The organism is Flavobacterium sediminis (assembly GCF_003148385.1).
GTDB lineage: Bacteria > Bacteroidota > Bacteroidia > Flavobacteriales > Flavobacteriaceae > Flavobacterium > Flavobacterium sediminis.
This window is the reverse complement of the sequence record NZ_CP029463.1, coordinates 1,068,220-1,093,854: the sequence shown is the minus strand read 5'-3', so window position 1 is coordinate 1,093,854 and position 25,635 is coordinate 1,068,220. Positions and strand designations below refer to the sequence as shown.

Below are 25,635 nucleotides of genomic sequence, written 5' to 3'. Positions count from 1 at the left end.
TTCAATTAAAATTTTTATAATTTTTCTTCTTTAACGCAAAAACGAACCAATTCAATTTTTTTATTGCTTGCTGAATGAATGGTTATTTCAAAGTTTTCGATTTGTATCTTTTCTTCATTTTGTGGTATTTCCTTAGTGTTGTGTACAATAAACCCTCCGAGAGTACTGTATGAGTCTGATTCGGGGATGTTAAGATTGTACTTTTCGTTAAGGATCTCCACTTCTAAACGCGCAGAAAATAAATAAATATTTTCTTCCAGTTGTTCTTCTATCAGCTCTTCGTCTAAATCGTGTTCGTCTTCAATTTCACCAAAAAGTTCTTCAATGATATCTTCTACTGTAACAATACCTGAAGTTCCGCCGTATTCGTCCAGAATAATGGCCATACTTTTTCGCTTTTTGGTTAAAATATTGAGTAGGTCTTTTATGTAAATCGTTTCCGGAACAAATTCCATAGGGATCATGACTGATTTAATGGTTTTCGGTTTTTTAAACAATTCGAAAGAATGAACGTAACCTAAAATATCGTCAATGGAATTTTGATAGACCACAATTTTGGAATAGCCGGTTTCTATGAATAATTGGCGTAAATCTTCAACAGAATCCAATATGTCGACACCCGCAATTTCAGTTCGGGGCGTCATGATATCCCGGGCTTTTAAATCAGAAAACTCTAAAGCATTTTGGAAGATCTGTATCTCTGAGTCAATTTCATCCTCATCGCTTACGCCGTTCATTTGTTCTGATATGAAGTTTCCTAATTCTACCTTGCTGAAATAATCCTGAACCTGATCGCCTTCTGTTTTGAAGAATCTTTTTAAAACGAAATCGGATATCCATATGATGAAAAGGGAAACCCAATAGAAAAGATGGTAAAACAGATAAGAAGGAAAAGCAAAAAGCTTCATGAAATTATTAGCATAGATCTGAAAGAATACTTTCGGTAAGAACTCGGCTGTGATCAGGATGATCGCAGTCGAAATAAGGGTCTGTAAAAGCAGATTGGTAAATGAGGAAAAACCGATAGAAAAAGAATTAAGCCAATCCATGATCAGGTCACCTGAATAGATTCCGTAGATCACTAAGACCACATTGTTGCCTACAAGCATTGCTGTGATGAATTGCGAAGGTTTTTCCGTTATTTTAGCTAAGATCTGAGCGTTGAAATTGTTTTGCTTTTTCTCTAATGACAGAAAGACTTTGTTTGAAGAAACATAGGCGATCTCCATGCCTGAAAAAAAAGCAGAAAGTATTAAACAGACGATAATTATGACCACTTCCATTTATGTGTTATTTATCGCGATTCTGGTATTTGTTGTAAAAATGCCTTCTGAACAAAAACATTCCGATCGCTACTAAAGCAATGATAATGCTAAGCCAAGGGCTTTTATCTTCTTGTATTTTCATATAAGCATCATAGATAAAGAAACCTGCAAAAACAAGATAGATAAAATAAAAGATTTTATAAAAAGTCATAATTGGTTTTTTTACCAAATGTAGTTAAATATTTTTATAAAATAAAGAAGGATTATTCTACGGTTGTAACTTCACCACTACTGTTTTGCATGTTGAAGATTTTAAAATCACGACTGAAGTCTACACCGGGACCTTGAAGGTAACCGCCTTCCCCGTCAGAATATTTGAAGAATTTTTCTGTGAAAAACCATTCATTCTTTTGATCAAAATACAATTGAGAAGTTTCCATTTTTTTACCATCATAAGAAGTGATGACCACATTGCCCTGTAGGTCGATGATGTCGGTCATTTTGTAACGAATGGCATAATCTGATTTAATGGTGGTAATATTATTCTGGTTATCGTAAATAGTAACCAAAACGCCTTTAGGGAATTCTGTAAAAGGATTTTCAATTTGACTGTAATCCAACATTTTCGGGCTGCGTAAAGTAGATTTTATTTTGCCGGAATCGGTATACTTCAAATTGATGGAATCTGCTTCACTAATAGGTAAAAAGGATGATTTGTTGAATTTCTGTTTGTCTTTTAAAGTAGTTTCGCATGAAAAAAACATAGTCACGACAAATAGTGTCGTGACCATGATTAAGATATTATTTCTGAAATATAATTTCATATTATAGGCTTGGCACTAAAACGCTTTCACCAACCCAACAGTTGAACGCGATTCTTTGTCCTGCTCTTCCTGATTGGAAAATTTCAGTTCTTGTAGGAGCAGCGGCTCTGTAACCCGAAGCCATTTTGTTAGCTGCGCTTTTCAAAGACGGATCAACTGCACCGGCTTTATCAGCATATTGAGCCGCTAACCAGTACATTGCTCTTTTTTCAAATTGGTCATTACCACATTCGTTAATACTGTTTCCGTAAATCTGAGCGATCAATAAATATGCTTTACCGTAAGAAGGTTTTACTTTTAAAGCTTTACGAGCATAGTTTCTGGCCTGACTTTTATTTGATTTAGAATACATCGTAGCTATTCTGTAATATACAGCAGCTTTTTTAGTATTATCAGTGTACATATCAGCTGCTTTGTTGAAATATTCTAAAGCCTTAGAAGTATTTTTCTTCTGAGCTTCCACAACACCTAATTTATAAGCAGCATCAGCACTTGGATTCAATTGGTATAAAGCTTCTGATATTTTAGAGAATAAAGGATCTGAGTCGCACTCTTTTGCCTCTAAACGGTCAGCAGCACGTTTTAACCATTGTTCGTTAGATTTGTTTGCTTCAAAACCTTTTTGGTAAAAAGGAATTAATTTATCACAAGTAGAAAGTTCTACGATGATAGCATCCATACTTGAAGTAACAATACCGATATCTTCAATGTTGCCTTCTAACTTGTTTTTAGCTTTTACTTCTTTGCTGTCAAGAGCCTGACCTGCTTCTTCCTTTTCTAACAATTTGTCTAAATCATTAGAGTCAGATTCTTTTAATTCACTTAACTTGTCAGAGATGTCATCATATTTGTCAAATACTTGCTGTAAAGTAACACCTTTGTTTGCTTTGTGATCGTTAACTAAAATCTCAAAGTAAGCGTATAAAGCTTTAGTACTATTGAAATTAGCTAAGTCATTTTTGAAAGCTTTGTCAAAATAATTAAAAACCTCTTCTTTAGTACCAACTTCATAATTGAAAAGATCTAATCCTTTCTTCATGTCGACACCGCTTATTTTTTGCGGGAAATATTGTTGGTATTCATCATACAATTTTAACAGATCACGAACATACGTTTCTTTCTCTGTGTTGTTTGTTGCTTTTTCAATTTTTTGCTTGATAGCAAATACACCATAAGCATAAGTTCTGTAGTCATAAGTCGGACATTCTTTTCTCAAGCTGTTTAAATAGTCGTAAGCTGCTACATCCTTAGCTTTAACAGAAGTTGCCATAAGGCTTAAAGTTTCGGCACAATCAACGTTTTGTGCGAATGAAAACACGCTTAAAGCAAGGGCTAATAAAGTTAATTTAGTTCTCATTTTCATTAATTTTCTTTACGTAATATTAGTCGATTAAAGTTTTTCTAAACCATTTGTCTGCTATAGAGAATCCTATGCTGATGTTAAAATAGTTCTCCTGAACCAGTCCTGAATTTGTTGTTCCTGTTTTTCCTAATTCAAAGCCTACATCTATTTTGGAAGCTCCCAGCGGTAAACCAAGACCAAAATTCATGCCATAATCATTTATGCTCTGCCCGTTTAAGATAAGTCCGGTCTTGTTATAACGAAAACCGGCTCTGTAAACCACTCGGCTAAAGTAGCTTGAGAAAGAGTCAAATTTAGGAATGTAATAACCTCCTACGGTATAAGTTTGCGCATTTTCAAACTCGCCGTTAGTGTTTGCACTTGACAAGTTGATCAGCTTGCTGTTGTTTTGTAAGGTTACTTGCGCTCCGACCAACCAGCGGTTTTGTTTGCCTACTCCGGCTCCGAAACTGTATTTTGTCGGAACAGTAATTTTATAGTCAGGAACGTCAATGTCTTCACTGTCATTTACATATTCAGCACCTGAACTTTGTGAATAAACAGTTGTGGCAATATTTCGGGTATTAGCAACATTTAATTTTGTTTCCGGACTAAGTGTAAAGCTACCGTGAACGTTTAAGCCATTAGTTAATTTTTTCTTATAAAGTAAACCTATGTTATAGGTCATTCCTTTTATTTGAGCCGTGTTTCTTTCTCTGGAACTCAATTGTAAGCCACTATGCGATTCGATAAGTTCGTTTTCTATAGTTCCGAAATTATATTCTAATTGGGCTCCTACGCTGAAGTTCTTGTTGATAGTATAGGAAGCACCACCGAAAAAACGGTTGATATTTCCGTCTCCCGTAAATTTTTTAGTGTTTTCAATGCCGTTAACGTCTGTTGCGATATTTTGGAATTTATACCCTACAGATGAATAAGGCATAAGACCTATTGCAGCACCGAATTTCCCCATTGGGATACCCACTGCTAAATAATCAATAGTTGTTCGTTTTGCATTTTCACTGTTGCTTTCGTTCTTTAACGTGGTGAAATTTGTAGTTCCGCCCACGGCAAAAGCAGTTAATCTTAAGTGGGAGTAAGAAGCAGGATTAACAAGGTTTAAAGCCGTACTGTCTCCTTCAATAGCTAAACCCCCCATGGCTCTTTGATCCTGAGTGCCTCTGAAACGATCTTTACCTAAACCGAAATAAGAGTAAGGAGAAGAAGTCCCTTCCTGTGCAAAAGAATGTAAGCCGAATAGCAAACCTGCTGATAGAATTATCTTTTTAATCATTATTTGTACAATGTGTAAAAATTAGATTCAAACTTTCCAGAAGAAAATTTGAATTGGCAAATATGGTGCTTTTTAAGCTTTTAGCCAAAAAATCTGTGTCGCCACCTGTTAAAATAATTGTTAAATCTTTATATTTAAGAAAATATTGGGAAATGAACCCCTCAATTTCATAGATAATTCCGTTCATAACTCCTGAGTGAATAGCGTTGTTCGTGCTGTTACCAATAAAGTCTTCCGGAATTTCTTTTTCTAATAACGGAAGTTTTGAAGTATAATTGTTTAAGCTTTTGTATCGCATCTGAATTCCGGGAGAAATGGCACCTCCTAAATATTCATTCTTTGAATTGACAAAATCGTATGTGATACAGGTTCCGGTTCCGATGATTAATTTATTTTCATTCGGGTAGAGTAAACTGGCACCGGCTGATAAAACCATCCGGTCAATGCCGAGAGTGGTCTGAGTTGTATATAGATTTTGAAAAGGGAATGAAAATCGGTGATCGATTTGAAATAGCTGTGAATACTTTTTGAGTGTTTCTACTAGTTGCGAATCCCCGATTATTACCGAAGAATAGATAGAATGGGTTATTTCAGGATACTGAGAAAAAATTTTTTGAATTTTTTTTTCAGCATCGGAAAAAGCGAAAGTAAATTTTTCTAACATTCTATCGTTCTCAAAAACAGCGCATTTGATGAGCGTATTTCCGGCATCAAGTGTTAAAAGCATATCGGGTTATTTATGTTTGCAAATATACGAATTGATTTTTTTTGAAATTTGTTTTGGAAAATATAAAATTGGTTCTATATTTGCACCCGCAATCAACAAGCAGTAATGCTTTAATTGTTAAGGTACCTTAGCTCAGTTGGTAGAGCAACGGACTGAAAATCCGTGTGTCCCTGGTTCGATTCCTGGAGGTACCACTTAAAAAAGCCAGACAATGTCTGGCTTTTTTATTTGATATAAGACTCATTCCAAAGGTCTTAGTTTATGGCTAAAAGTGATCTTATACTTCGCGCTAGTTCCGCTTCCTTCGATCATTACGTAGACAAACTTATATTCTTTAGCTTCTTTAACAGGGATTGTAACCTGTTTTTTCAAAAAGTTATCTTCAATAATTAAATTGCTCGTATTGCTAAAACTAAAACTGTCCGCATATTTTGTTTTTAAATTACTAATGGGATATTGTTTGTAAATGGTTTTCCCGTTTTGTGTGGCAATGACCTGTTCACCTTTAAAACCTTGTGTTAAGATGATGACCGATTTGTTACTACCCGTTGCAGATTTGCTTTTTAAAAAAGCTTCTGTTTCTTTTTTGTTTAATGATTTAAAATCATCCCGGTAATTGAAAGAACTTGTACTGGTGCAACGAACCAAAAATAAAGCGAGTGTCAATAGAATTAATGTCTTTTTCATGTTTTCCGATTTTATTCTTTGCAAAATTAAACGAACAAAAACCGAAACTATTATATCTTTGTCGGAATGTTTTATATAATTGGACACCGGGGAGCTTCGGGACATATAACCGAAAATACACTTGAATCTATTCAAAGAGCATTAGATTTAAACGTTGATGCTATTGAAATAGATGTTCATGTCTGTGCTTCCGGAGAAGTGGTTGTTTTTCATGATTTTACTTTAGATAGATTGACCGATACCATCGGGGCTATTTCCGATTTCAGTCTGGAGGAATTAAAAAAGATCAAAATAAAAGATACATTTTATATTCCGACCTTAGAAGAAGTGCTGCATCTGGTCAATAGAAAATGCTGGATTAATATCGAGTTAAAAGGAGAACATACAGCAGTTCCTGTTTTTAAGATTTTAGAAAAATATATTTCAGATAAAAACTGGGAAACCGGCGATTTCGTCATTTCCAGCTTTCAATATTCCGAATTAAAAACATTTTCTCAATTCAATTCTGAAATCCCTGTTGCAGTGCTGACTCAGGCGAGCATAGATCAGGCAATAGAATTGGCTGTCGAATTCAAAGCCTCGGCAATTCACCCACATTTTTCGTTATTGACTAAAGAGAGTTGTGATAAAGCGAAAGAAATGGGCTTTAAGATCAATACATGGACAGTCAATAATTTTGAAGATATTGAGCACATAAAACGATTCCCGATAGATGGAATAATAACCGATTTTCCGGATAGAATATGAATTCAAATTACGACGTAGCAATAATAGGAGGAGGAGCTGCCGGTTTTTTTACGGCAATTAATATTGCAGAGCAAAACCCTGCCTTAAGGGTAGCTATTTTGGAAAGAGGAAAAGAGGTGTTGTCGAAAGTAAAAATTTCGGGTGGCGGACGTTGCAATGTAACACACGCTTGTTTTGTGCCTAATGAGTTGGTGAAGTTTTACCCTAGAGGGGAAAAAGAATTAAGAGGGCCTTTCCATCAATTTTGTTCGGGCGATACCATAGAATGGTTTGAAAAACACGGTGTCAATTTAAAAATTGAAGAAGACGGGCGTATGTTTCCTGATACGGATTCTTCACAAACAATAGTAGATTGTTTTTTAAAAGCAGCGCATCAGTCGGGAATAAATGTTTTAACCCAACAAAGTGTTCAGTCGTTATATAAAACGGAAGATTTTTGGAAAGTGGAAACCACTAAAGAAACTTTTTTAGTAAAAGATATTGTCATTGCTTCCGGAAGTAATCCGAAAATTTGGGAAATGTTAAGCGAATTAGGGCATACTGTTGTTGCTCCGGTTCCTTCACTTTTTACCTTTAATAGTAAGGACGAACGCATTAAAAATTTAATGGGGGTTTCGGCTGAAGCCAGTGTAAAAATACAGGGAAGTAAATTAAAAGCTTCCGGTCCGTTGCTGATTACGCACTGGGGAATGAGCGGACCGGCTATTTTACGTTTGTCGGCTTGGGGCGCTCGTGAATTAGCCGATAAAGAGTATCAGTTCAAGATACAGGTTAATTGGGTAAAAGATCAGAATTTTGAAGAAACTCTGGAGCAATTGAATAAGTTGAAATTGGAAAATGCCAAAAGGAATATCGATAAATTCTGTCCTTTTGATTTTCCGAAGCGATTGTGGGAAAGTATCTTGAAAGCCTCAGCGATTCAACCCGAAACCAAATGGGCTGATGTGAATAAGAAGCAAATGATCGCTTTGGTAAACCAATTGACCAATGCTGTTTTTCAGGTTAACGGCAAAAGTACTTTTAAGGAAGAATTTGTAACTGCCGGTGGCGTCGATCTAAAAGAGATCAATTTTAAAACGATGGAAAGCAAAGTTCTGTCCAATCTTTATTTGGCTGGTGAAGTACTGAATATTGATGCTATTACCGGAGGTTTTAATTTCCAAAATGCTTGGACAGGCGGATTTATTGCGGCCCAAGCCATAGCTTTCAGCGATTCAGCCAAAAAATAGAGGCTGTTAAAACAGTGGCAAAAAGAACCCATGCTAAATACGGAATTAAAAGCCAGGCTGCTTTGGGTTTGATTTCTTTGAACAAATGTATCGTTTCGTAAATAATCAGAGCCAGTAAAATAATTTCAATAAGTGCAATAAGAATATTGTTGAGCCCGAAAAACAAATAGCTCCACAAGGCATTAAGTAATAACTGAACGGTAAAAAATAACATGGCTTTTTTTACTTTTTCAGGATTGCTTTCATAAGCGGTCCAGATCATGCCGCCTGCAATTCCCATTAAAATATACAGTAGTGTCCAGACCGGGGCAAAAAGCCAGTTAGGCGGATTGAAGAACGGTTTTTCTAAAGTGGGGTACCAGGTTTCAACAGAACTTTGTGTCACAAGAGATGATAAGTAACCAACGGCTAAACAAATAGCAACTACATAGATAATACGTAAATAAGAATTCATGTTTTTAATTTGTTTGGCAAAGTAACGAATAAACAGCCAAAAGTGGTATTTTTGCAGCAAAAAAACAATATGTTTTCAAATCAGGATTTTGTAGCAACCAACTGTGGAAGTGTTGAAAAAGCGACATTTTCTTGGAGTGCGCCAAGTAATATTGCATTGGTAAAATATTGGGGGAAAAAAGAAACCGGAGATCAGATTCCGGCAAATCCATCCATTAGTTTTACCTTGAGTAATTGTAAAACGATTACGTCTCTAAACGTTAGTGCAAAACAAAATCCGTCCGATGATTTTTCTTTTGATTTGCTTTTTGAAGGAAAACCGAAAGAAGATTTTAAACCGAAAATTCAAAAGTTTCTGGAACGAATAGAAGGTTATTGTCCGTATTTGAAATCCTATCATTTAGAGATTGATACCCAAAATACATTTCCTCATAGTTCCGGAATAGCATCATCAGCATCTGGTATGGCGGCATTGGCTGTGAATATTATGAGTTTGGAAAAAATGCTGAAACCTGAAATTTCGAAAGACTATTTTAATCAAAAAGCTTCTTTTTTAGCGCGTTTAGGAAGCGGCAGTGCTTGCAGAAGTGTGCATGGAAAAGTAGTGATTTGGGGAAAACATCAGGACACGACAGAAAGCTCCGATTTGTTTGGAGTTGAATTTTCGGAGGTTCATGAAAACTTCAAGAATTATCAAGACACTATTTTATTGGTAGATAAAGGTGAAAAACAAGTGTCGAGTACCGTTGGGCATAATTTAATGCACAATCATCCGTACGCTAGCCAACGTTTTGACCAGGCGCAATACAATTTAACGGCAATAAAACAAATTCTTTCTCAAGGAGATTTGGAAAGATTTGTAGAATTGGTTGAAAGCGAAGCCCTGACTTTACACGCCATGATGATGACTTCTATGCCGTATTTTATTTTGATGAAACCTAATACACTGGAAATCATCAATAAAATCTGGAGATTCAGAAACGAAACACAGGTGCCGGTTTGTTTTACGCTTGACGCCGGTGCTAACGTACATGTGTTGTATCCGGAAAGTGTAAAAGAAAAAGTTTTACAATTTATTCAGAATGAATTAGTTGTATATTGTCAAAATGGGCAGTACATTTGCGATCAAATTGGAAACGGAAGTCAGTTAATAATGGACAATGGAAAAGAAGAATGTTATTAAGGATAAAACGTTTGAATTTGCAAAAGAAATAGTTTATCTTTATAAGAATTTAGCAGAGAATAAAAATTTGTTTAGTCAAAATAACTTTTGCGTTCCGGAACGACATTGGGGCAAATGTCAGAGAGGCTGAACACGCACAAAGTAGAGCAGATTTATACATAAGATGTCATTGCCTTAAAAGAAGCGAATGAAACAGAATATTGGTTAGATTTGTTGTTTGAAACTAAATATATTTCTGTTGAAGAGTTTTAAAGTGTTAAAAATAAAATTTTGAGATATTAAAGTTGCTGACCAGCATCATAAATACATCAAAAAAATAATTATCAATTATTCATTATTAATTGTGAATTAGACTATGAAAGGACCATTATTTTACTCGAAGATTTTACTTTTTGGTGAGTATGGAATTATCCAGGATTCAAAGGGGCTCTCTATTCCTTATAATTTCTACAAAGGCGCTTTGAAAAAAGCAGACAATAATCCGTCTTCAGAGATGAAAAAGTCTAATGAAAGTTTGAAAGGCTTTGCAAACTATTTAGCCGGATTACAGCAAGATCAATCGGATTTGGTTACCTTCAATTTAGAAGACCTGAATAAAGATGTGGCTGATGGGATGTATTTTGATTCAAGTATTCCGCAAGGTTATGGTGTGGGGAGTAGTGGAGCATTGGTAGCAGCAATTTATGATAAATATGCGAATGATAAGATCACGGTTCTGGAAAATTTAACACGTGATAAATTATTACAGTTGAAAACTGTTTTTTCGCAAATGGAATCTTTCTTCCATGGTAAGAGTTCCGGATTGGATCCGTTGAACAGCTATTTAAGTTTGCCTATTCTGATCAATTCAAAAGATAATATTGAACCTACAGGGATTCCAAGCCAATTGACTAACGGCAAAGGAGCTGTTTTTTTGATTGATTCCGGAATCGTAGGAGAAACGGCACCTATGGTGAATATCTTTATGGAGAACTTAAAAGATCAGGGGTTCCGAAACATGTTAAAATCGCAATTCATTAAGTATACAGATGCTTGTGTGGAAAACTTCTTGCATGGCGATGTGAAAGCATTGTTTGAAAATACCAAAAAACTTTCCGGAGTAGTTTTAAATCATTTTAAACCGATGATTCCGGAACAGTTTCATCAGGTTTGGCAAAAAGGAATTGACACCAATGATTACTATCTGAAATTGTGTGGATCCGGTGGTGGTGGCTATATTCTGGGATTCACTCAGGATCTGGAAAAAGCTAAAGAAGCGTTAAAAGATTATAAATTAGAAGTAGTATACAATTTTTAGGTGTAAATTCGATTTTTATAGATTCCTTTAAGAGTTCAAAATCTTTTAAATTAACCTGATAAATTGAGAATGTTTTCCAGAAAATTCAAATTATTACTGACCAAGATCTTCAGCTTTTTCTCAGTTGTTAGGGGGTACAATATTTGGGTTGTTGCGCTGGCACAATATCTTTCGTCTATCTTTATTTTAGCTCCGGAAGAAAGTGCTTTACATATTTTACTTGACTGGAAGTTGTTCTTAATTGTATTAGCTTCTTCTTTAAGTATAGCTTCAGGTTATATCATCAATAATTTTTACGATGCTAAAAAAGACCTGATCAATCGTCCTAAGAAAGTAATGATTGATCGGTTGGTTAGCCAAAGTACTAAGTTAAAAGTGTACTTTACGGTTAATTTTATTGTCGTTATATTAATGAGTTTTATTTCATGGCGAGCCGTTTTTTTCTTTTCGGCTTATATTTTTCTCATCTGGTTTTATTCGCATAAATTAAAGCGTTATCCCATGATTGGTAATTTAACGGCTGTGCTTTTAGCGGTATTACCTTTCTTTGGAGTGTTAATGTATTTTAAGAATTTTTATCATGTTATTTTTGCGCATGCTACTTTCTTGTTTTTATTGATTTTAATTCGTGAATTAGTTAAAGATTTGGAAAATATTGAAGGCGATTTAGCCAACAATTACCAAACAATCCCTGTGCGATTCGGAGAAAGAACGGCTAAAACGATTATTACATTCCTGACAGTTTTTTCCATTATTCCTGTTTATTTTTTAACGGAAATATATAATGTAGGTTATATGGAAATCTATTTTTACATCAGTTATTTTTTGCTTATCCTTTTCTTGATCCAACTATGGAAAGTTAATAAGAAGGAAATGTATGTTAAATTACATTTCTTATTAAAAATCATTATTTTAAGTGGTGTTTTTTGTATCGTTTTGATAAAACCGAGTGTTTTAGTTCACGGAAAAAAAATACTTTCCATTTATTAATATATCTTTGCAAAAAAAATAGTTTATGTCACGTCATCAAGGGAATGATAGAAAGAATCCTGGTTCAGGAAGACAAGGAGGGTTTAGAAAGGAACGAAGTTCGAGAGGGAATGACAAATTTGCAAGTGGTCAGCCTAAGTTCTTTAAACAGGAGGCTAAGCCAAAATCAAAACCAGTAGCCGCTAATCCGGATGAAATCCGTTTGAATCGCTACATAGCGAATTCCGGTATGTGTAGCCGAAGAGAAGCAGATATTTATATTCAAAGCGGAAACGTAAAAGTTAACGGAGAGGTTGTAACTGAAATGGGCTATAAAGTTAAGCCGGGCGATACTGTTCAGTTTGACGGTGCCACAATTACCCCGGAAAAGAAAGAATATGTACTATTAAACAAGCCGAAGAATTTCTCCACATCGCACGATGAAGAGAAGAATGCACCCAGTGTTTTGGATTTAGTACGAAATGCAAGTAGAGCTAAACTGCAACCGGTAGGTAGAATGGATAAAACCACAACAGGGTTGTTGTTGTTTACAAATGATACTGACCTGATTAAAAAGTTTACAAGTCCTAATCAGCGTTCTACTAAGTTGTATCAGGTAAGTTTAGACAGAAATCTGAAATTTGAAGATTTAGAAAAGATACAAGGAGGAATAACCATTGACGGGCACAAAGTTTTTGTAGAAGAGATCACATATATTGACAATGAGCCTAAAAGCGAGATCGGTGTGAAAATGAAAACCGCTAATATCAAGATTGTTCGTAAGATCTTTGAACAATTAAAATATAATGTGATCAAATTAGATCGGGTAATGTTTGCCGGGTTAACTAAAAAGAATTTACCCCGTGGAAACTGGAGATTTTTAACCGATCAGGAGATCATTAATCTAAAAAATAGCTAATAATAAAAAAGCCAAACTTCAGTTTGGCTTTTTTATTTATTGCTCTGTTATAATGTAATCATGGTAAGCATCAGCGATTTCGTCAAAAACTTTTAAAACATCTTCAGCACCGTCAGTAGTGACTAATTTTTGACGGTATGCTTTAAAACCGTGAATGCCTTTAAAATAATTCGTATAGTGTCTGCGCATTTCCACAATCCCTAAACGTTCTCCCTTCCATTCCATAGACCAGATCAAGTGATTTTTAGCCGCTTCAATACGATCTTTCATTGTTGGGGCTGCCAAGTGTTCGCCTGTTTCAAAGAAATGTTTGATTTCGTTAAATATCCATGGGTAACCTATGGCTGCACGACCGATCATAATACCGTCAACGCCGAATTTGTTTTTGTATTCCAAAGCTTTTTCAGGCTGATCGATATCACCGTTACCGAAAATCGGCATGGTAATTCTGGGGTTATCTTTAATGCGGGCAATATGCGTCCAGTCAGAATGGCCTTTATACATTTGAGATCTTGTTCTTGCGTGGATCGTTAAAGCCTGTACGCCGATATCTTGTAAACGTTCGGCTACTTCATCGATGTTGATAGATTCTTCATCCCAGCCTAAACGGGTTTTTACGGTAACGGGTAAGCTAGTACTTTTAATAACAGCTTGTGTCAGGCGAACCATTAAATCGACATCTTTTAAAACTCCTGCTCCGGCACCTTTAGAAACGACTTTTTTTACAGGACAGCCAAAATTGATGTCAACTAAATCGGGTTGGACAGTTTCTACGATTTTGGCACTCATGGCCATAGCTTCTTCATCACCGCCGAAAATTTGAATACCAACCGGACGTTCGTAATCAAAAATGTCCAGTTTTTGCCGACTTTTAATAGCGTCACGAATCAACCCCTCAGAAGATATGAATTCTGAGTACATCAGATCAGCGCCGTGCATTTTACACAAACGTCTGAATGGCGGGTCACTTACATCCTCCATTGGAGCCAACAGAAGCGGGAAATCAGGTAATTGTATATTGCCGATCTTGGGCATAGCGTAAATTTTTGGCAAAAATACAACTTTTATATGTTATTAACTTCACAGACTGTTTTTTAATGAAAACTTTGGTTTATATTTGCGGATTAAATCCCCGTTGTATTTAGGGAAAACGACAGATTTGAAGATGAAGAATATTAGAAACTTTTGTATTATTGCGCACATTGATCACGGTAAGAGTACGCTGGCTGACAGGCTTTTGGCGGCAACACAAACCGTAACTGCACGTGAGGAAAAGGCTCAGTTATTAGATAACATGGATTTGGAACGTGAACGAGGTATTACAATTAAGAGTCACGCCATCCAAATGGAATATGAATATAAAGGAGAAAAATATATTTTAAATTTAATTGACACTCCGGGTCACGTTGACTTTTCGTATGAAGTATCGCGATCTATTGCGGCTTGTGAAGGCGCTTTGTTGATCGTAGATGCAGCACAAAGTATTCAGGCACAAACGATCTCTAATTTGTATTTGGCCTTAGAAAATGATCTGGAGATTATTCCGGTTTTGAATAAGGTTGATTTACCCAGTGCAAATCCTGAAGAGGTGAGTGATGATATCATTGACCTGTTAGGTTGTGATCTGGAAGATATTATTCACGCATCAGGTAAAACCGGTTTCGGGGTGGATAAGATCTTAGAGGCAATTGTTGAAAAAGTTCCTGCTCCTAAAGGAGATCCTAACGAACCTTTACAAGCTTTGATCTTCGATTCTCATTATAATCCTTTTAGAGGGATCGAAGTAATTTTCCGTGTTATCAACGGAGAGATCACAAAGGGGCAAAGAATTAAGTTCATGGCTACCGGAAAAGAATATTTTGCAGATGAAGTAGGTACCCTGAAATTGAACCAAGTGCCGAAAAACAAAATTTCTAGCGGCGATGTCGGGTATTTGGTTTCAGGGATTAAAGAGGCAAAAGAAGTAAAAGTCGGGGATACAATTACAGATGCTAAAAATCCGACGACAAATATGATTACAGGTTTTGAGAATGTGAAACCTATGGTTTTCGCAGGGATTTATCCTGTAGATACAGAAGATTTTGAAGATTTGCGAACTTCAATGGAGAAACTTCAGTTGAATGATGCATCATTGGTGTTTGCAGCAGAGAGTTCGGCTGCTTTGGGATTTGGTTTTCGTTGTGGATTCTTAGGGATGCTACACTTAGAGATCATTCAGGAGCGTTTAGAGCGTGAATTCGATATGACGGTGATCACAACAGTTCCCAACGTGTCGTATTTAGCCTATACTAAAAAAGAGCCGGAAACAGCCTTTATCGTTAATAATCCGTCGGATTTACCCGAACCTTCAAAGTTAGACAGAGTGGAAGAGCCTTATATTAAGGCTACCATTATCACAAAGGCAGATTTTGTCGGACAGGTAATGAGTTTGTGTATTGAAAAACGTGGACAAATAACGAATCAGACCTATTTAACTCCTGAACGAGTAGAATTGAATTTTGATATGCCGTTGGCAGAAATTGTATTCGATTTTTATGACAGGTTAAAAACGGTTTCTAAAGGATATGCTTCATTTGATTACCACCCGATAGGTATGCGTACATCAAAATTAGTACGTCTGGATGTTTTATTGAACGGACAATCTGTGGATGCATTATCAGCTTTGATTCACGAAGATAATGCGTATACTATCGGTAAAAAGATGTGTGAAAAGTTAAAAGAGTTGATTCCTCGCCAACAGTTTGACATTCCGATTCAGGCTGCCGTAGGAGCTAAGATCATTTCGCGAGAAACGATCAAAGCTTTGAGAAAAGACGTTACAGCTAAGTGTTATGGAGGAGATATTTCACGTAAACGAAAATTATTGGAAAAACAAAAACAAGGTAAAAAACGTATGCGTCAGGTAGGTAATGTAGAGATTCCGCAATCAGCATTTATGGCGGTATTGAAACTGAACGACTAATAGTTTTTTATAGTAAAAAGATATAAATGGTTAAGGAAATGTTCTTTAACCATTTTTTATTTATATTTAATGTAATATTTTTTAGTATCTTTATACTGATTATTACTGCTATTTACCGCTTCCCCTTCCCAAAAAGCGATAAATATGAAAAGACTATTTTTAAAAATAGTGCTGTTAGTAAATGTTGTATCGTTTTCGCAAGTAGTTACAATCGATGATTCAAGTTACACGGCTGATGATCTGGTAAGTCTGTTGCTTAATACTTCCTGTGTTGAATTTGCGAATGCTACATTTTCTTCTAATCAGTCAGTGGCTTATTTTACAAATAATGGGTCGGCATTTCCTATTCAGGAGGGAATTGTAATACGTAGCGGTAATGTTTCAGATACTCAGGGAAACTATACCGGAGCTAATTTAGGGTCAACTACATTAAACGGTGGCAGTGATGCCTTTCTGCAAGGTTTAAGTGATTTAAGTAGCGGGACTACCGAGTCAATTACAGATTTAGCTTATTTACAGTTTGATTTTGTTTCGGTAGCTAATTCTTTTAACTTTAATTTTCTTTTTGCTTCTAATGAATATGGGGATTACCAATGCCTGTCTAATGATATTTTTGCTTTTGAATTAATAGATTTGGTAACGAATTCAATCACGAATCTGGCGGTAGTACCTAATACAACTACTCCGGTTTCTGTTAAAACGATTAAAAATTCGATTTATAATACTACTTGTAGCTCAACAAATCCGGGATTGTTTGCTGTTTATAATGTAGATGATCCGGGTGCATCGACAATCAATATGAGAGGATATACTGTTGTGCTTTCTGCTTCTTCTGCAATTATACCTAATCATCCGTACCGATTAAAAATGGTTGTAGCCGATTATTTGAGTAGTAATTACGATTCAGCGGTATTTATCGGTGCCGGGAGTTTTACAACAGATTTTGATTTAGGTCCTGATCAGATCATTTGCTCAGGAGATCAGTTTTTACTGGATACAGGGTTAGACAGTACTTATACTTTTCAATGGCTGCAAGACGGAGGGGTAATTCCTGATGAAACCGGATCAGCTTACACGGTTACCGAACCCGGTATTTATGAGCTAATCATAGATAAAGGAGGGTGCCATATAGAAGAGAGTATAACATTTCATCCGTTGTCGGTTACAGTTCCACAGAATCTTTTTACTTGCGACAGTGGAGCGACCACGTACTCATTTGATCTTACATTAAATGATGAAAACTATTTAGGAATAGACAATATAAAATATGATTTATTCTATTATGCTTCAATGGCAGATGTAACAGCAGATAATCCCATTCCTCAAAGTGAATTGACCGCTTTTCAAAGTTCCGGACAAACTATTTATGTGCGAATTTTCAATATACAAACGGGGAATTTTTGCGACGCTCTTTATTCATTTGATCTTGTGATAGATCCTCCTGTAGTGGCAGGAACAGAGATTGTCGGATATATTTGCGATGAACCTGGAACTAGTATATCTTATGATTTGTCACTACATGATCCAGATGTTGTAAATGGTCAGACCGGAAACTTTGTTATTACATATTATAATTCTGAATCTGATGCCTTTAATGGTGAGAACAGTATAAATAACGTAGTTGCAATTCCGGCGGGAACTTCAACAATCGTTTACTGGATTCGTATAGCTTATGCAAATAATTCTTCTTGTTTTGATATAACAAATGTTGAAATAATGATTCATCCTTTACCTCTGGTTGATTCGATTTCAGATATTGTTGAATGTAGTAATACTATCTTACCTGTGATCACTAACGGAACCTATTTCTCGTTGCCAAACGGCTCAGGATTGAATTTAGGTCAGGGTGGTCCGGGATCTTATATTGAGGATAGCGGGACTTATTATATTTTCGCAGGACCGGATGCAAACGGTTGTACAAATCAGACTAGTTTTCAGGTTACTTTTATTGACGAATACGGGCCTCGGATCAATAATTGCGGTCGTTTTGTAGTGCCTGTTCCTCTTCAGGGAATAGGAGGTTTCTATACTGATTTTGGAGGTCCTAACGGTACAGGGACACTAATTCCCTCAGGGACGGTTTATTCTAACTCTTCTTCTTCGACTATTGTACAATCGATTTATTATTATGCTGAGGTTAATGGTGTTCTGTGTCGTGATGATCAATTTGATATTTACATACACCCGATGCCTTTAGTAGATGAACCGGATGATGTAACGTATTGTGATAGCTATGTTCTGCCAAGTTTATCAAATGGAAATTATTTTACGCAGTCGGGCGGAAACGGAACAGCACTTTTTGCGGGAGATGTTATAACGGCAAGTCAAGCAATATATGTATACAATCAATTAAATCATATTAATTCAGACGGGAGTCAGGGGTTTTGTTCACTTGAAAACATGTTTCAGGTGAACATTGTGGATACTTCTCAGTTTACCGATATACATACTTGTGGTAGCTTTATGTTGCCGGATATAGATTTTGGAGGATACTTTAATCAGCCGGGAGGTCAAGGGAGTTCAATTGACCCGAATGTTCCTTTGACTTCGTCTCAAGTAGTGTATTATTATGCAGAGACAACCTTGTCTCCGAATTGTACGGAAAACTTAAATTACAATATTACTATTTACGATGCTCCGGCTGTCGATCAGGTACCTAACGGAAATTATTGTGGAGAGTATATTTTTCCGTCATTAACAAATGGGACTTACTATAGGCTATCAGGTGGGCCAACGGTAGCGGGGCAACAAGAAGTAGTGTTACCTGCTAAGATAGAGATAGGAGGGACGTATCCTCCTGGTACTTATTATGTTTACAATGAGGCAAGTTATATCTTACCGGATGGCTCGTTGATAACGTGTACCAATGAGCATGCCTTTACTATAGTTGTTCGTCCTTTCCCGGGATTGGACCAGGCGATCAATAGAAATGAATGTATGCCTTATAGTCTTTCTCAGCCTCAACTCGGAACGTATTATACGGAACAAGGCGGTCCAAACGGATCCGGTCAGATAGTTGATCCCAATACTATTTTTACGTCGACCGAAACATTTTATCTCTATTATGAAGATCCGGTTACGGGTTGTACGATAGATAAGGAATTCCAGATACTTTTTAAAGGGCTTAATTTACCGGATTATCCCGATGTTGCTCGTTGTGATAGTTATATGTTACCCCTTTAATTAACCCGACACCTAATCCGGAATCTGTAAATTATGTGAAATATTATTTTAGTTCCGGCGGAGATCTGGCTGATGAAATTGATTTTAGTAATTATGTTTTTACGCCGAATAATACACCTCAAACAGTATATGTTTATGGAATAAATACGGATAATCATTTAGCATATTGTACTGAAGAAAGATCATTTATTGTGACCGTTTTGGAAACACCTGTATTACCTGATTATTCGTCTTATGATAATCAAAATTATTGTGGAGAATTTACGTTGCCGGTTTTGCCTTCAGGGAATTTTACGGTGAATTACTACACACAATCGGGTGGAGATCCAACGGATATTTTAAATCCGCAAAATTATGAGTTTAGCGTTGATCCGGGATCGCAACCCCAAACTTTTGAAGTATGGGTCTATGCAGAAATATCTGCTTACGATGAGTCTACAGATACTATGATAAAATGTTATGATGAAGAATATTTTCAATTTACGGTTTATCCCAGATTGCTCTTTGACGTTGAAGAAGGAATAATTTGTGTGGATCCGGAAACCAATCAAACTTTTCAAAGTTTTGTTTTAGAGGCAGGCTTGGATTCAAGTGACTTTAATGTTGAATGGTATTTGAATGAGGAACTGGTAGGCACAGGCTTAACTTATGTAGCTGTGGAGGAAGGGATTTATACAGCAGTGCCCGTCAAATTAACACCGGAAGTGCCGCCTGATTGTAATTATGCTCCGGTAGATGTCGCTGTTGTTCAATCGAGTCCGGCTATTGCATCTGTCGCGGTAACTTCTCCTTTTGAAGATGTAGCTAATGCTGTAGTTACTATTGAAAATGGTTTCGGAACATATATCTATAGTTTAGATGAAGAGGAATTTCAGTCCGGAAATGAATTTTTTGATCTGAGTTCCGGCGAACACGTAATTGTTGTGAGAGATGTTCTTGGATATTGTGGTGACTTTACATTGCCCTTTACGGTGATTAAATACCCGAAATTCTTTACTCCTAACGGAGATACCTACAATGATACATGGAATATCTGGGATTTACGAGATGAATATCCAGATGCGATAATCTCTATTTTTGATCGTTACGGCGAGTTTTTGAAACAAATATCGCCTTCCGGAAATGGTTGGGATGGAATGTTAAATGGTAAAGCATTGCCTTCAACAGATTATTGGTTTACGGTTGATTATCTGTATAAAGGCGAACAGAAAAAATTTAAAGCACACTTTGCTTTAAAAAGATAAAAAAAGTAACAACATAAGATTAAAATAAAAGATTAATCTTATGTTGTACAATGAGCTTTAGTTGTATTGGGCTCTCAGAAACTCTTCTTTGTATTTAGCTTTTTGAATTTCTTTTCTTCTTCCGACAGACTTTTTAGTATAATGTTGTCTTTCGCGTAATTCCTCTTTTACTTTTGTGTCTCTGAATTTTCGTTTTAGTTTTTTTAAGGCTTTCTCAATGCTTTCGCCTTGTTTTATTTCTATTTTTAACATATTAATTGGGTTTATTTATTTGTTTATATCGCATTCTTTACAGGTTTTAACTTCTCCGTAATACGTATTTCTGTATTTGTGAAGAGTTGTAATAGGTATGCCTGCAACGTATTTCTTAATATAGGTAACATTGGCTATTAACCTACCCATTTTGGGGTTAAAACGATTTTCTGTTTTAGTAAATCGTTTTATGTACAAAAAAGCCATTTTTTTAATTTTAGAGAAAATAATGTATGAAGTCTTCATTTTGCTAAATGAAATCTGAATACAAATACTTGATACTTAGAATCTTTAGACGCTAAAGTATAATTGAGGAGGAATAAATTTATTTGATTGTACTCTGAAAACTAAGTACTTAAAAGAATATATCCTTAGATTTTTTATTTCTCTGGTTTTTAAAATCATAAGCGATGCAAAGATACGAAATTATCTTTAAGGATGCAATTGACTAAGGCAGAAACAAAAAAACCTGAACAATTGTTCAGGTTTTCTGTATTGGTGCGGGTGATAGGACTCGAACCTACACACCTTGCGGCACCAGATCCTAAGTCTGGCGTGTCTACCAATTTCACCACACCCGCGTGTGTTTAAATGTGGGTGCAAATATAGCTAATTGTACTATATAAACAAATAGTTTTGAAAATATTTTTTAAGTAGTTTTAAAATGTATAGGTAACCCCAACACCTAAGATTTGCTTTAACTGAACTTTAGGACCTACCGTAATCTGTTCGCCGTTAACTTCTTCCTTCGCTTTGATGTCGTCATCGTAAATAAGATGTGAGCCGATGTTGGCTTTAACATATTGGTTTACAGTCATGTCGAGTTGTAATTGCCAGTCTACATCAATGTTGCCGAACTTATTGATATAATCAGTATATAAACTCAACCGATGTTCCAGATTGATGTTTTTGTAAACTTCTTTTTGCCATTGATTCGTTACTAAAATACCGATTTCCGTTCTGCTCTTTCTCCCGTGTCTGATCAATTCACCGGTTACTTCGTCATAAACCGCAGCATCAACACCAAATGCTCCTTGGTCTGCTAGCCTTCTGTCCAGAACCAAAGTGGTTTTTTGGGTTAAAGGCGATAAGTATAAATTTAAATGAATATCTTTTCTAACATATTCCGAACCAATACCTAAGAAAACGTATGCGGGAGCAAAAAATTTCGAGATAGGTTCATCTGTATTCGGATAGTTGTAACCGTTGGCAAACTGTGTATTAAAAGTGAACTTTCCTCCGTAAAACCAATTAGAGGTACTGTCTTTTCTAAAACCAGCCGTTGAATTAATTTGAATCTGGTCGTCTGTTTTCCGTAATTCCTGTCCTTCCTGTTTGTTGATACCGTAACGGAGAATTAGCTCATTATTCCATGAAAAATTCTTTTTTTCATATTTTCGGAGAGCTTGTCCTTTTACTAATCCGGAAACTGAATTATTTCCACCGGCATTCCAATTAACAAAAGTAATTTGGGAAATGTCTAAACCAATTTTATTTGTTTTAGTCCAGTAGGTTGTTGAGTCGGGTAATTTAGTGACAACTATTTGTGAAAAACTTTGTTGAATAAAAAGAGCTAAAAAACCCATAAAAAAGGTCTTTTTCATGTTGTAATAAGGGTGTTTAATAGGTTAATAATGTTTTTAGTATCTAGGTTACAGATTTTCCGGAGCTCTGACACTTTACCATGTTCTATAAACGCATCAGGCACTCCTAAATTGTATATATTGTTTTTTAAATGATTTTTTCTACTCCATTGATCGATCAAGCTTCCGAAACCGCCAATAATTGTACCATCTTCTATTGTTATGATATTTGTGTAGTTTTCAAAAATTTCTTTTAACAGCCTTTCGTCCAAAGGTTTTACAAAAGGGAAATGATAATGAGCAACATCTTCCGGGTTAACACATTGGTCAATTGCTTGAGAAGCATCAGTGCCAATTGTTCCGGTTGAAAGAATAGCTATTTTGTTCCCTTTTCGCAAAGAAACGGCTTTACCGATCTCAATTTCCTTAAATTCTTGTTGCCAGTCCAATAGTTTACCACGACCTCTGGGATAGCGAATAGCAATAGGGTGTTCCAAGCTTTTTTGGGCGGTATACATCATATTGCGAAGCTCTATTTCATGTAAAGGAGCTGCAATAATAAGGTTAGGGATGCAACTTAAATAAGCGATGTCAAAAACTCCGTGATGGGTAGCTCCGTCTTCACCTACTAACCCTGCGCGATCCAAACAAAAGATTACGGGCAGGTTTTGCAAAGCTACGTCATGGATCACCTGATCGTAAGCACGTTGTAAAAAAGTAGAATAGATGTTGCAAAATACAACCATACCTTGAGTAACCATTCCGGCAGCAAGCGTTACCGCATGTTGTTCGGCAATACCTACATCAAAAGCGCGTTCCGGGAAAGCTTCCATCATAAATTTCATGGAACTTCCGGTAGGCATGGCAGGAGTTATCCCGATTATTTTTTTATTAGTTTTGGCTAACTCAACTAAAGTTAAACCGAAAACATCCTGAAATTTAGGCGGTAAATTAGACTCGTCCTGAGGAATGATTTTACCTGTTTTAGGTTCAAATTTTCCCGGAGCATGATATTTTACCTGATTTTCCTCTGCTAATTGTAGGCCTTTTCCTTTAGTAGTTATAACATGAAGGAATTTAGGTCCTTTAATCTTTTTTAATCGATTCAATTCTTTAATCAGAAGCGGAAGATTGTGTCCGTCAATAGGTCCGGTATAATCAAAATTGAGCGATTTGATCATATTGTTTTGTCTCGGATTTTTCCCTTCTTTGACCTGAGTCAGATAATTTTTCAAGGCTCCTACACTAGGGTCAATTCCAATAGCATTGTCATTTAGGATCACTAAAAGATTAGCATCGGTAACACCGGCATGATTCAAACCTTCAAAAGCCATTCCGCTGGCAATAGAGGCATCACCTATAACTGCAATATGTTGTTTTTCAAAGTCATTGTTTAATTGGGAAGCCAAAGCCATTCCGAGGGCTGCTGAAATAGAGGTCGAAGAATGTCCGACTCCGAAGGCGTCATATTCGCTTTCGCTTCTTTTCGGAAAACCGGAAATCCCGTTGAGTTCTCGGTTAGTATGAAACTCAGCTCTTCTCCCGGTTAAGATCTTGTGCCCGTAAGCCTGATGCCCTACATCCCAGACCAGTAGATCTTCAGGTGTGTTAAACACATAATGTAAAGCAATGGTCAATTCTACTACACCTAAACTGGCTCCCAAATGTCCTCCTTTTTGTGATACAATATCAATAATAAAAGATCTTAATTCATCTGCAAGCTGAAGCAACTGATTTGAATTGAGATTTCTTACCTGATTCGGATCCTGGATGCTATTTAGTAGTGTGTAATCCATGTTTTAAAATGCAAAAATACTATTTCTACAGGATAAAATCAGTGCTTTAACGGTTGTTTTTTAATTCGGAATTAAAAATCAGGGAAAGCTTTTTGTTCTCAATACTCTTCTCGCGTTGTATTTCTTGCATTTCACGACATTTTTTTGCGTAAGCCCTTTATTCATGGGAATTTTGATAAAAAATAGCGGATGCCGAAAAGCTGATAGAGTAGGTGTTTTTTTAACTACAATGAACGATGAAAACAAGATTACTATTCATGATTTTACTGTTTTGTGCCAGTATCAGTAAGGCACAAAGTATAGAAACTAAGGAATTAGAAATCCATCCTTTTGGAAAAGATTGTATTCCGCAAAGAATAAAAAAAGGAGATTATATAAAAACTAAGATATATAATGTTAATGTTTTTAAAGTGAAAGGTTATACTATCGCTAAAGGATCTGATATTACTTATGAAATACCTGAATCGGTCATTAGCTTACTTGAATCTGCTAAAGAAAAGGAAACAGATAGTGTAATAAGTGAGGGAGTGAATAAAGAGATTTATTTTGATGATACAATAGATTTCACCACAGTTTATAAATCCTTTATGGAAAAATATAGAGATCTGCTTTACTATCAGAATCTGGAAAACAGACTGCAAATGCATTTAGGAGATTCGGTCTTTATTAAGAATGTTGATTTAGTTCGGGAAAATGCAGCGAATGATTATGAATTGATCTACAGTGGTTCTGATGCTTCAAGTGCTAAGAGAAATGTTAGGGATAGAATAAAAGAATTAGTAGAAACCTATTCTAAATTAACTCAACTATATGCAGACTTGAATAAAGATGTAAAATCCGGAACATTTTCCTTTTCTGGAAATCTGACCTCAAAAGAGAAGGAAAAGATTAAGATAACCGATGGTGTTATAAAATATGCAGATGCTAAGAGGTTTGAAAAAGAATTTGAGTATGCTAAAAAGATAGGTGAAGCTGTTGAATATAAATCTGATAGTATCGCGAATAAAGCTTTTGCCGGAATAGATCTGTATTATCGGATAAAGGAAGAAGATTTTGTTTATACAACTGATGCACAACAAGTAACTAATGATATTATAGCCATTACTCCTGAACTAAAATCGGCAGACGGTAAAGTGAAGCATACTTTCAACTCTTATACATTACGAACAAATGGAAATATAAAGGTAGATTTTAGTACAGGATATTTGTTGAGTTTTGATGGAAATGAGAATTATAGTTCGTTTACAAATAACGATGGAGATAAAGAGATCAAGAAATCGAAGGCAGATAAAATAACTCAGGCATTAGGGGTTTTAATGAATGTTTATTGGAATCATTCCAATATGTCATTGCCGCAATTCGGGTTTTCTTTCGGAGCCAGTGTTTCAGAAGACACGAATATAGGTTTTTATGGTGGTCTTTCTGCCTTATTTCTTGAGAAAAACCGCTTAGTGTTTACGGCAGGATTATCCTTTGTGAAAATCGATCAGTTAAATACGGTTAATCTAACTCATGTTAATGAAAGTGGTTCGTATGTATTCACAAATAGTGCAGATACAGAAATACGTTATGATAGTGTCTATAAGCCTGCATTTTTTGTAGGAGTGACATTTAATATTTTCAAATCGGAAGATTAATGTGAATCTGGTTAAGAAAGTCTAAGAGTAAATTAGTAATCT

24 protein-coding genes and 2 tRNA genes are annotated in these 25,635 nt (G+C 35.9%); 12 read left to right on the top strand and 14 right to left on the bottom strand.

Annotated features, from left to right (window positions below; translation table 11 throughout):
* Positions 1-14: 14 nt before the first annotated feature.
* The 6 genes from DI487_RS05160 to DI487_RS05135 are packed head-to-tail and all read right to left on the bottom strand — an operon-like array spanning position 15 to position 5,452.
* A complete protein-coding gene (locus DI487_RS05160) occupies positions 15-1,283 on the bottom strand; it encodes a hemolysin family protein (protein ID WP_109568712.1) in 1,269 nt (422 codons plus the stop codon).
* A gap of 7 nt (positions 1,284-1,290) precedes the next feature.
* On the bottom strand, positions 1,291-1,476 hold the full coding sequence (locus DI487_RS05155) for a hypothetical protein (RefSeq protein WP_109568711.1): 186 nt from the start codon (positions 1,474-1,476) through the stop codon (positions 1,291-1,293).
* Positions 1,477-1,528: 52 nt separating this feature from the next.
* Positions 1,529-2,089 carry an LPS export ABC transporter periplasmic protein LptC gene (gene lptC, locus DI487_RS05150; RefSeq protein ID WP_109568710.1) on the bottom strand — a complete coding sequence of 187 codons (561 nt, stop codon included), beginning with the start codon at positions 2,087-2,089 and terminating at the stop codon, positions 1,529-1,531.
* 1 nt (position 2,090) lies between these two features.
* On the bottom strand, positions 2,091-3,446 hold the full coding sequence (locus tag DI487_RS05145; protein ID WP_170108173.1) for a tetratricopeptide repeat protein: 1,356 nt from the start codon (positions 3,444-3,446) through the stop codon (positions 2,091-2,093).
* A gap of 25 nt (positions 3,447-3,471) precedes the next feature.
* A complete protein-coding gene (locus DI487_RS05140) occupies positions 3,472-4,725 on the bottom strand; it encodes a hypothetical protein (protein ID WP_109568708.1) in 1,254 nt (417 codons plus the stop codon).
* The gene (locus DI487_RS05135; RefSeq protein WP_109568707.1) at positions 4,718-5,452 is read right to left on the bottom strand and encodes a type III pantothenate kinase; all 735 of its coding nucleotides are present in this window, start codon (positions 5,450-5,452) and stop codon (positions 4,718-4,720) included. Before DI487_RS05135 ends, DI487_RS05140 begins: the two co-directional genes overlap by 8 nt.
* A 121-nt stretch (positions 5,453-5,573) precedes the next feature.
* Here DI487_RS05135 and DI487_RS05130 point away from each other — a divergent pair.
* Positions 5,574-5,646: transfer RNA gene (locus DI487_RS05130), tRNA-Phe, on the top strand.
* A gap of 46 nt (positions 5,647-5,692) precedes the next feature.
* On the opposite strand, the gene DI487_RS05125 is transcribed toward DI487_RS05130, so the two are convergent.
* Positions 5,693-6,139 carry a hypothetical protein gene (locus DI487_RS05125; protein ID WP_109568706.1) on the bottom strand — a complete coding sequence of 149 codons (447 nt, stop codon included), beginning with the start codon at positions 6,137-6,139 and terminating at the stop codon, positions 5,693-5,695.
* A 66-nt stretch (positions 6,140-6,205) separates the two neighbouring features.
* Between DI487_RS05125 and DI487_RS05120 the strand changes: the two genes are divergently transcribed.
* Positions 6,206-6,886 carry a glycerophosphodiester phosphodiesterase gene (locus tag DI487_RS05120; RefSeq protein WP_109568705.1) on the top strand — a complete coding sequence of 227 codons (681 nt, stop codon included), beginning with the start codon at positions 6,206-6,208 and terminating at the stop codon, positions 6,884-6,886.
* On the top strand, positions 6,883-8,115 hold the full coding sequence (locus DI487_RS05115; RefSeq protein ID WP_109568704.1) for a BaiN/RdsA family NAD(P)/FAD-dependent oxidoreductase: 1,233 nt from the start codon (positions 6,883-6,885) through the stop codon (positions 8,113-8,115). Before DI487_RS05120 ends, DI487_RS05115 begins: the two co-directional genes overlap by 4 nt.
* Here DI487_RS05115 and DI487_RS05110 read toward each other — a convergent pair.
* Positions 8,093-8,569 carry a TspO/MBR family protein gene (locus tag DI487_RS05110; protein WP_109568703.1) on the bottom strand — a complete coding sequence of 159 codons (477 nt, stop codon included), beginning with the start codon at positions 8,567-8,569 and terminating at the stop codon, positions 8,093-8,095. The genes DI487_RS05115 and DI487_RS05110 overlap by 23 nt on opposite strands.
* Before the next feature lie 69 nt (positions 8,570-8,638).
* On the opposite strand from DI487_RS05110, the gene mvaD reads away from it, so the two are divergent.
* From mvaD to DI487_RS05085, 5 genes are all read left to right on the top strand, one after another.
* Positions 8,639-9,751, top strand: a complete 1,113-nt coding sequence (gene mvaD / locus DI487_RS05105) for a diphosphomevalonate decarboxylase (protein WP_109570613.1) — start codon at positions 8,639-8,641, stop codon at positions 9,749-9,751.
* A gap of 168 nt (positions 9,752-9,919) precedes the next feature.
* Complete coding sequence (locus DI487_RS16260; protein WP_245896563.1) at positions 9,920-10,003, top strand: four helix bundle protein; 84 nt, start codon at positions 9,920-9,922, stop codon at positions 10,001-10,003.
* A gap of 103 nt (positions 10,004-10,106) precedes the next feature.
* On the top strand, positions 10,107-11,048 hold the full coding sequence (locus tag DI487_RS05095) for a mevalonate kinase family protein (protein WP_109568702.1): 942 nt from the start codon (positions 10,107-10,109) through the stop codon (positions 11,046-11,048).
* Between the two features lie 69 nt (positions 11,049-11,117).
* Positions 11,118-12,038 (top strand): geranylgeranylglycerol-phosphate geranylgeranyltransferase, encoded by a 921-nt coding sequence (locus tag DI487_RS05090; RefSeq protein WP_109568701.1) that lies wholly within the window; start codon positions 11,118-11,120, stop codon positions 12,036-12,038.
* Between the two features lie 25 nt (positions 12,039-12,063).
* Positions 12,064-12,936 carry a pseudouridine synthase gene (locus DI487_RS05085; RefSeq protein ID WP_109568700.1) on the top strand — a complete coding sequence of 291 codons (873 nt, stop codon included), beginning with the start codon at positions 12,064-12,066 and terminating at the stop codon, positions 12,934-12,936.
* 36 nt (positions 12,937-12,972) lie between these two features.
* On the opposite strand, the gene dusB is transcribed toward DI487_RS05085, so the two are convergent.
* A complete protein-coding gene (gene dusB / locus DI487_RS05080; RefSeq protein ID WP_109568699.1) occupies positions 12,973-13,971 on the bottom strand; it encodes a tRNA dihydrouridine synthase DusB in 999 nt (332 codons plus the stop codon).
* Between the two features lie 130 nt (positions 13,972-14,101).
* Between dusB and lepA the strand changes: the two genes are divergently transcribed.
* The 3 genes from lepA (at position 14,102) to DI487_RS05065 (ending at position 20,325) form a co-directional block, all read left to right on the top strand.
* A complete protein-coding gene (gene lepA, locus DI487_RS05075) occupies positions 14,102-15,898 on the top strand; it encodes a translation elongation factor 4 (protein ID WP_109570612.1) in 1,797 nt (598 codons plus the stop codon).
* Positions 15,899-16,042: 144 nt separating this feature from the next.
* A complete protein-coding gene (locus DI487_RS05070) occupies positions 16,043-19,081 on the top strand; it encodes a choice-of-anchor L domain-containing protein (RefSeq protein WP_109568698.1) in 3,039 nt (1,012 codons plus the stop codon).
* Between the two features lie 35 nt (positions 19,082-19,116).
* Entirely contained in the window at positions 19,117-20,325 is a 1,209-nt protein-coding gene (locus DI487_RS05065; protein ID WP_109568697.1) for a T9SS type B sorting domain-containing protein, read from the top strand.
* 57 nt (positions 20,326-20,382) lie between these two features.
* Here DI487_RS05065 and rpsU read toward each other — a convergent pair whose 3' ends face one another.
* From rpsU to DI487_RS05040, 5 genes are all read right to left on the bottom strand, one after another.
* Positions 20,383-20,577, bottom strand: coding sequence for a 30S ribosomal protein S21 (gene rpsU, locus DI487_RS05060; protein ID WP_109568696.1), 195 nt, complete (start codon positions 20,575-20,577; stop codon positions 20,383-20,385).
* A gap of 15 nt (positions 20,578-20,592) precedes the next feature.
* The gene (locus tag DI487_RS05055; protein WP_109570611.1) at positions 20,593-20,784 is read right to left on the bottom strand and encodes a hypothetical protein; all 192 of its coding nucleotides are present in this window, start codon (positions 20,782-20,784) and stop codon (positions 20,593-20,595) included.
* Between the two features lie 289 nt (positions 20,785-21,073).
* Positions 21,074-21,158: transfer RNA gene (locus DI487_RS05050), tRNA-Leu, on the bottom strand.
* Between the two features lie 78 nt (positions 21,159-21,236).
* Positions 21,237-22,181 (bottom strand): DUF3078 domain-containing protein, encoded by a 945-nt coding sequence (locus DI487_RS05045; RefSeq protein ID WP_109568695.1) that lies wholly within the window; start codon positions 22,179-22,181, stop codon positions 21,237-21,239.
* Complete coding sequence (locus DI487_RS05040) at positions 22,178-23,956, bottom strand: 1-deoxy-D-xylulose-5-phosphate synthase (RefSeq protein ID WP_109568694.1); 1,779 nt, start codon at positions 23,954-23,956, stop codon at positions 22,178-22,180. The genes DI487_RS05045 and DI487_RS05040 overlap by 4 nt, the downstream gene beginning before the upstream one ends.
* A gap of 236 nt (positions 23,957-24,192) precedes the next feature.
* Here DI487_RS05040 and DI487_RS05035 point away from each other — a divergent pair, with 236 nt between their 5' ends.
* Positions 24,193-25,593 (top strand): hypothetical protein, encoded by a 1,401-nt coding sequence (locus DI487_RS05035; RefSeq protein WP_109568693.1) that lies wholly within the window; start codon positions 24,193-24,195, stop codon positions 25,591-25,593.
* The last annotated feature ends 42 nt before the right edge of the window (positions 25,594-25,635 follow it).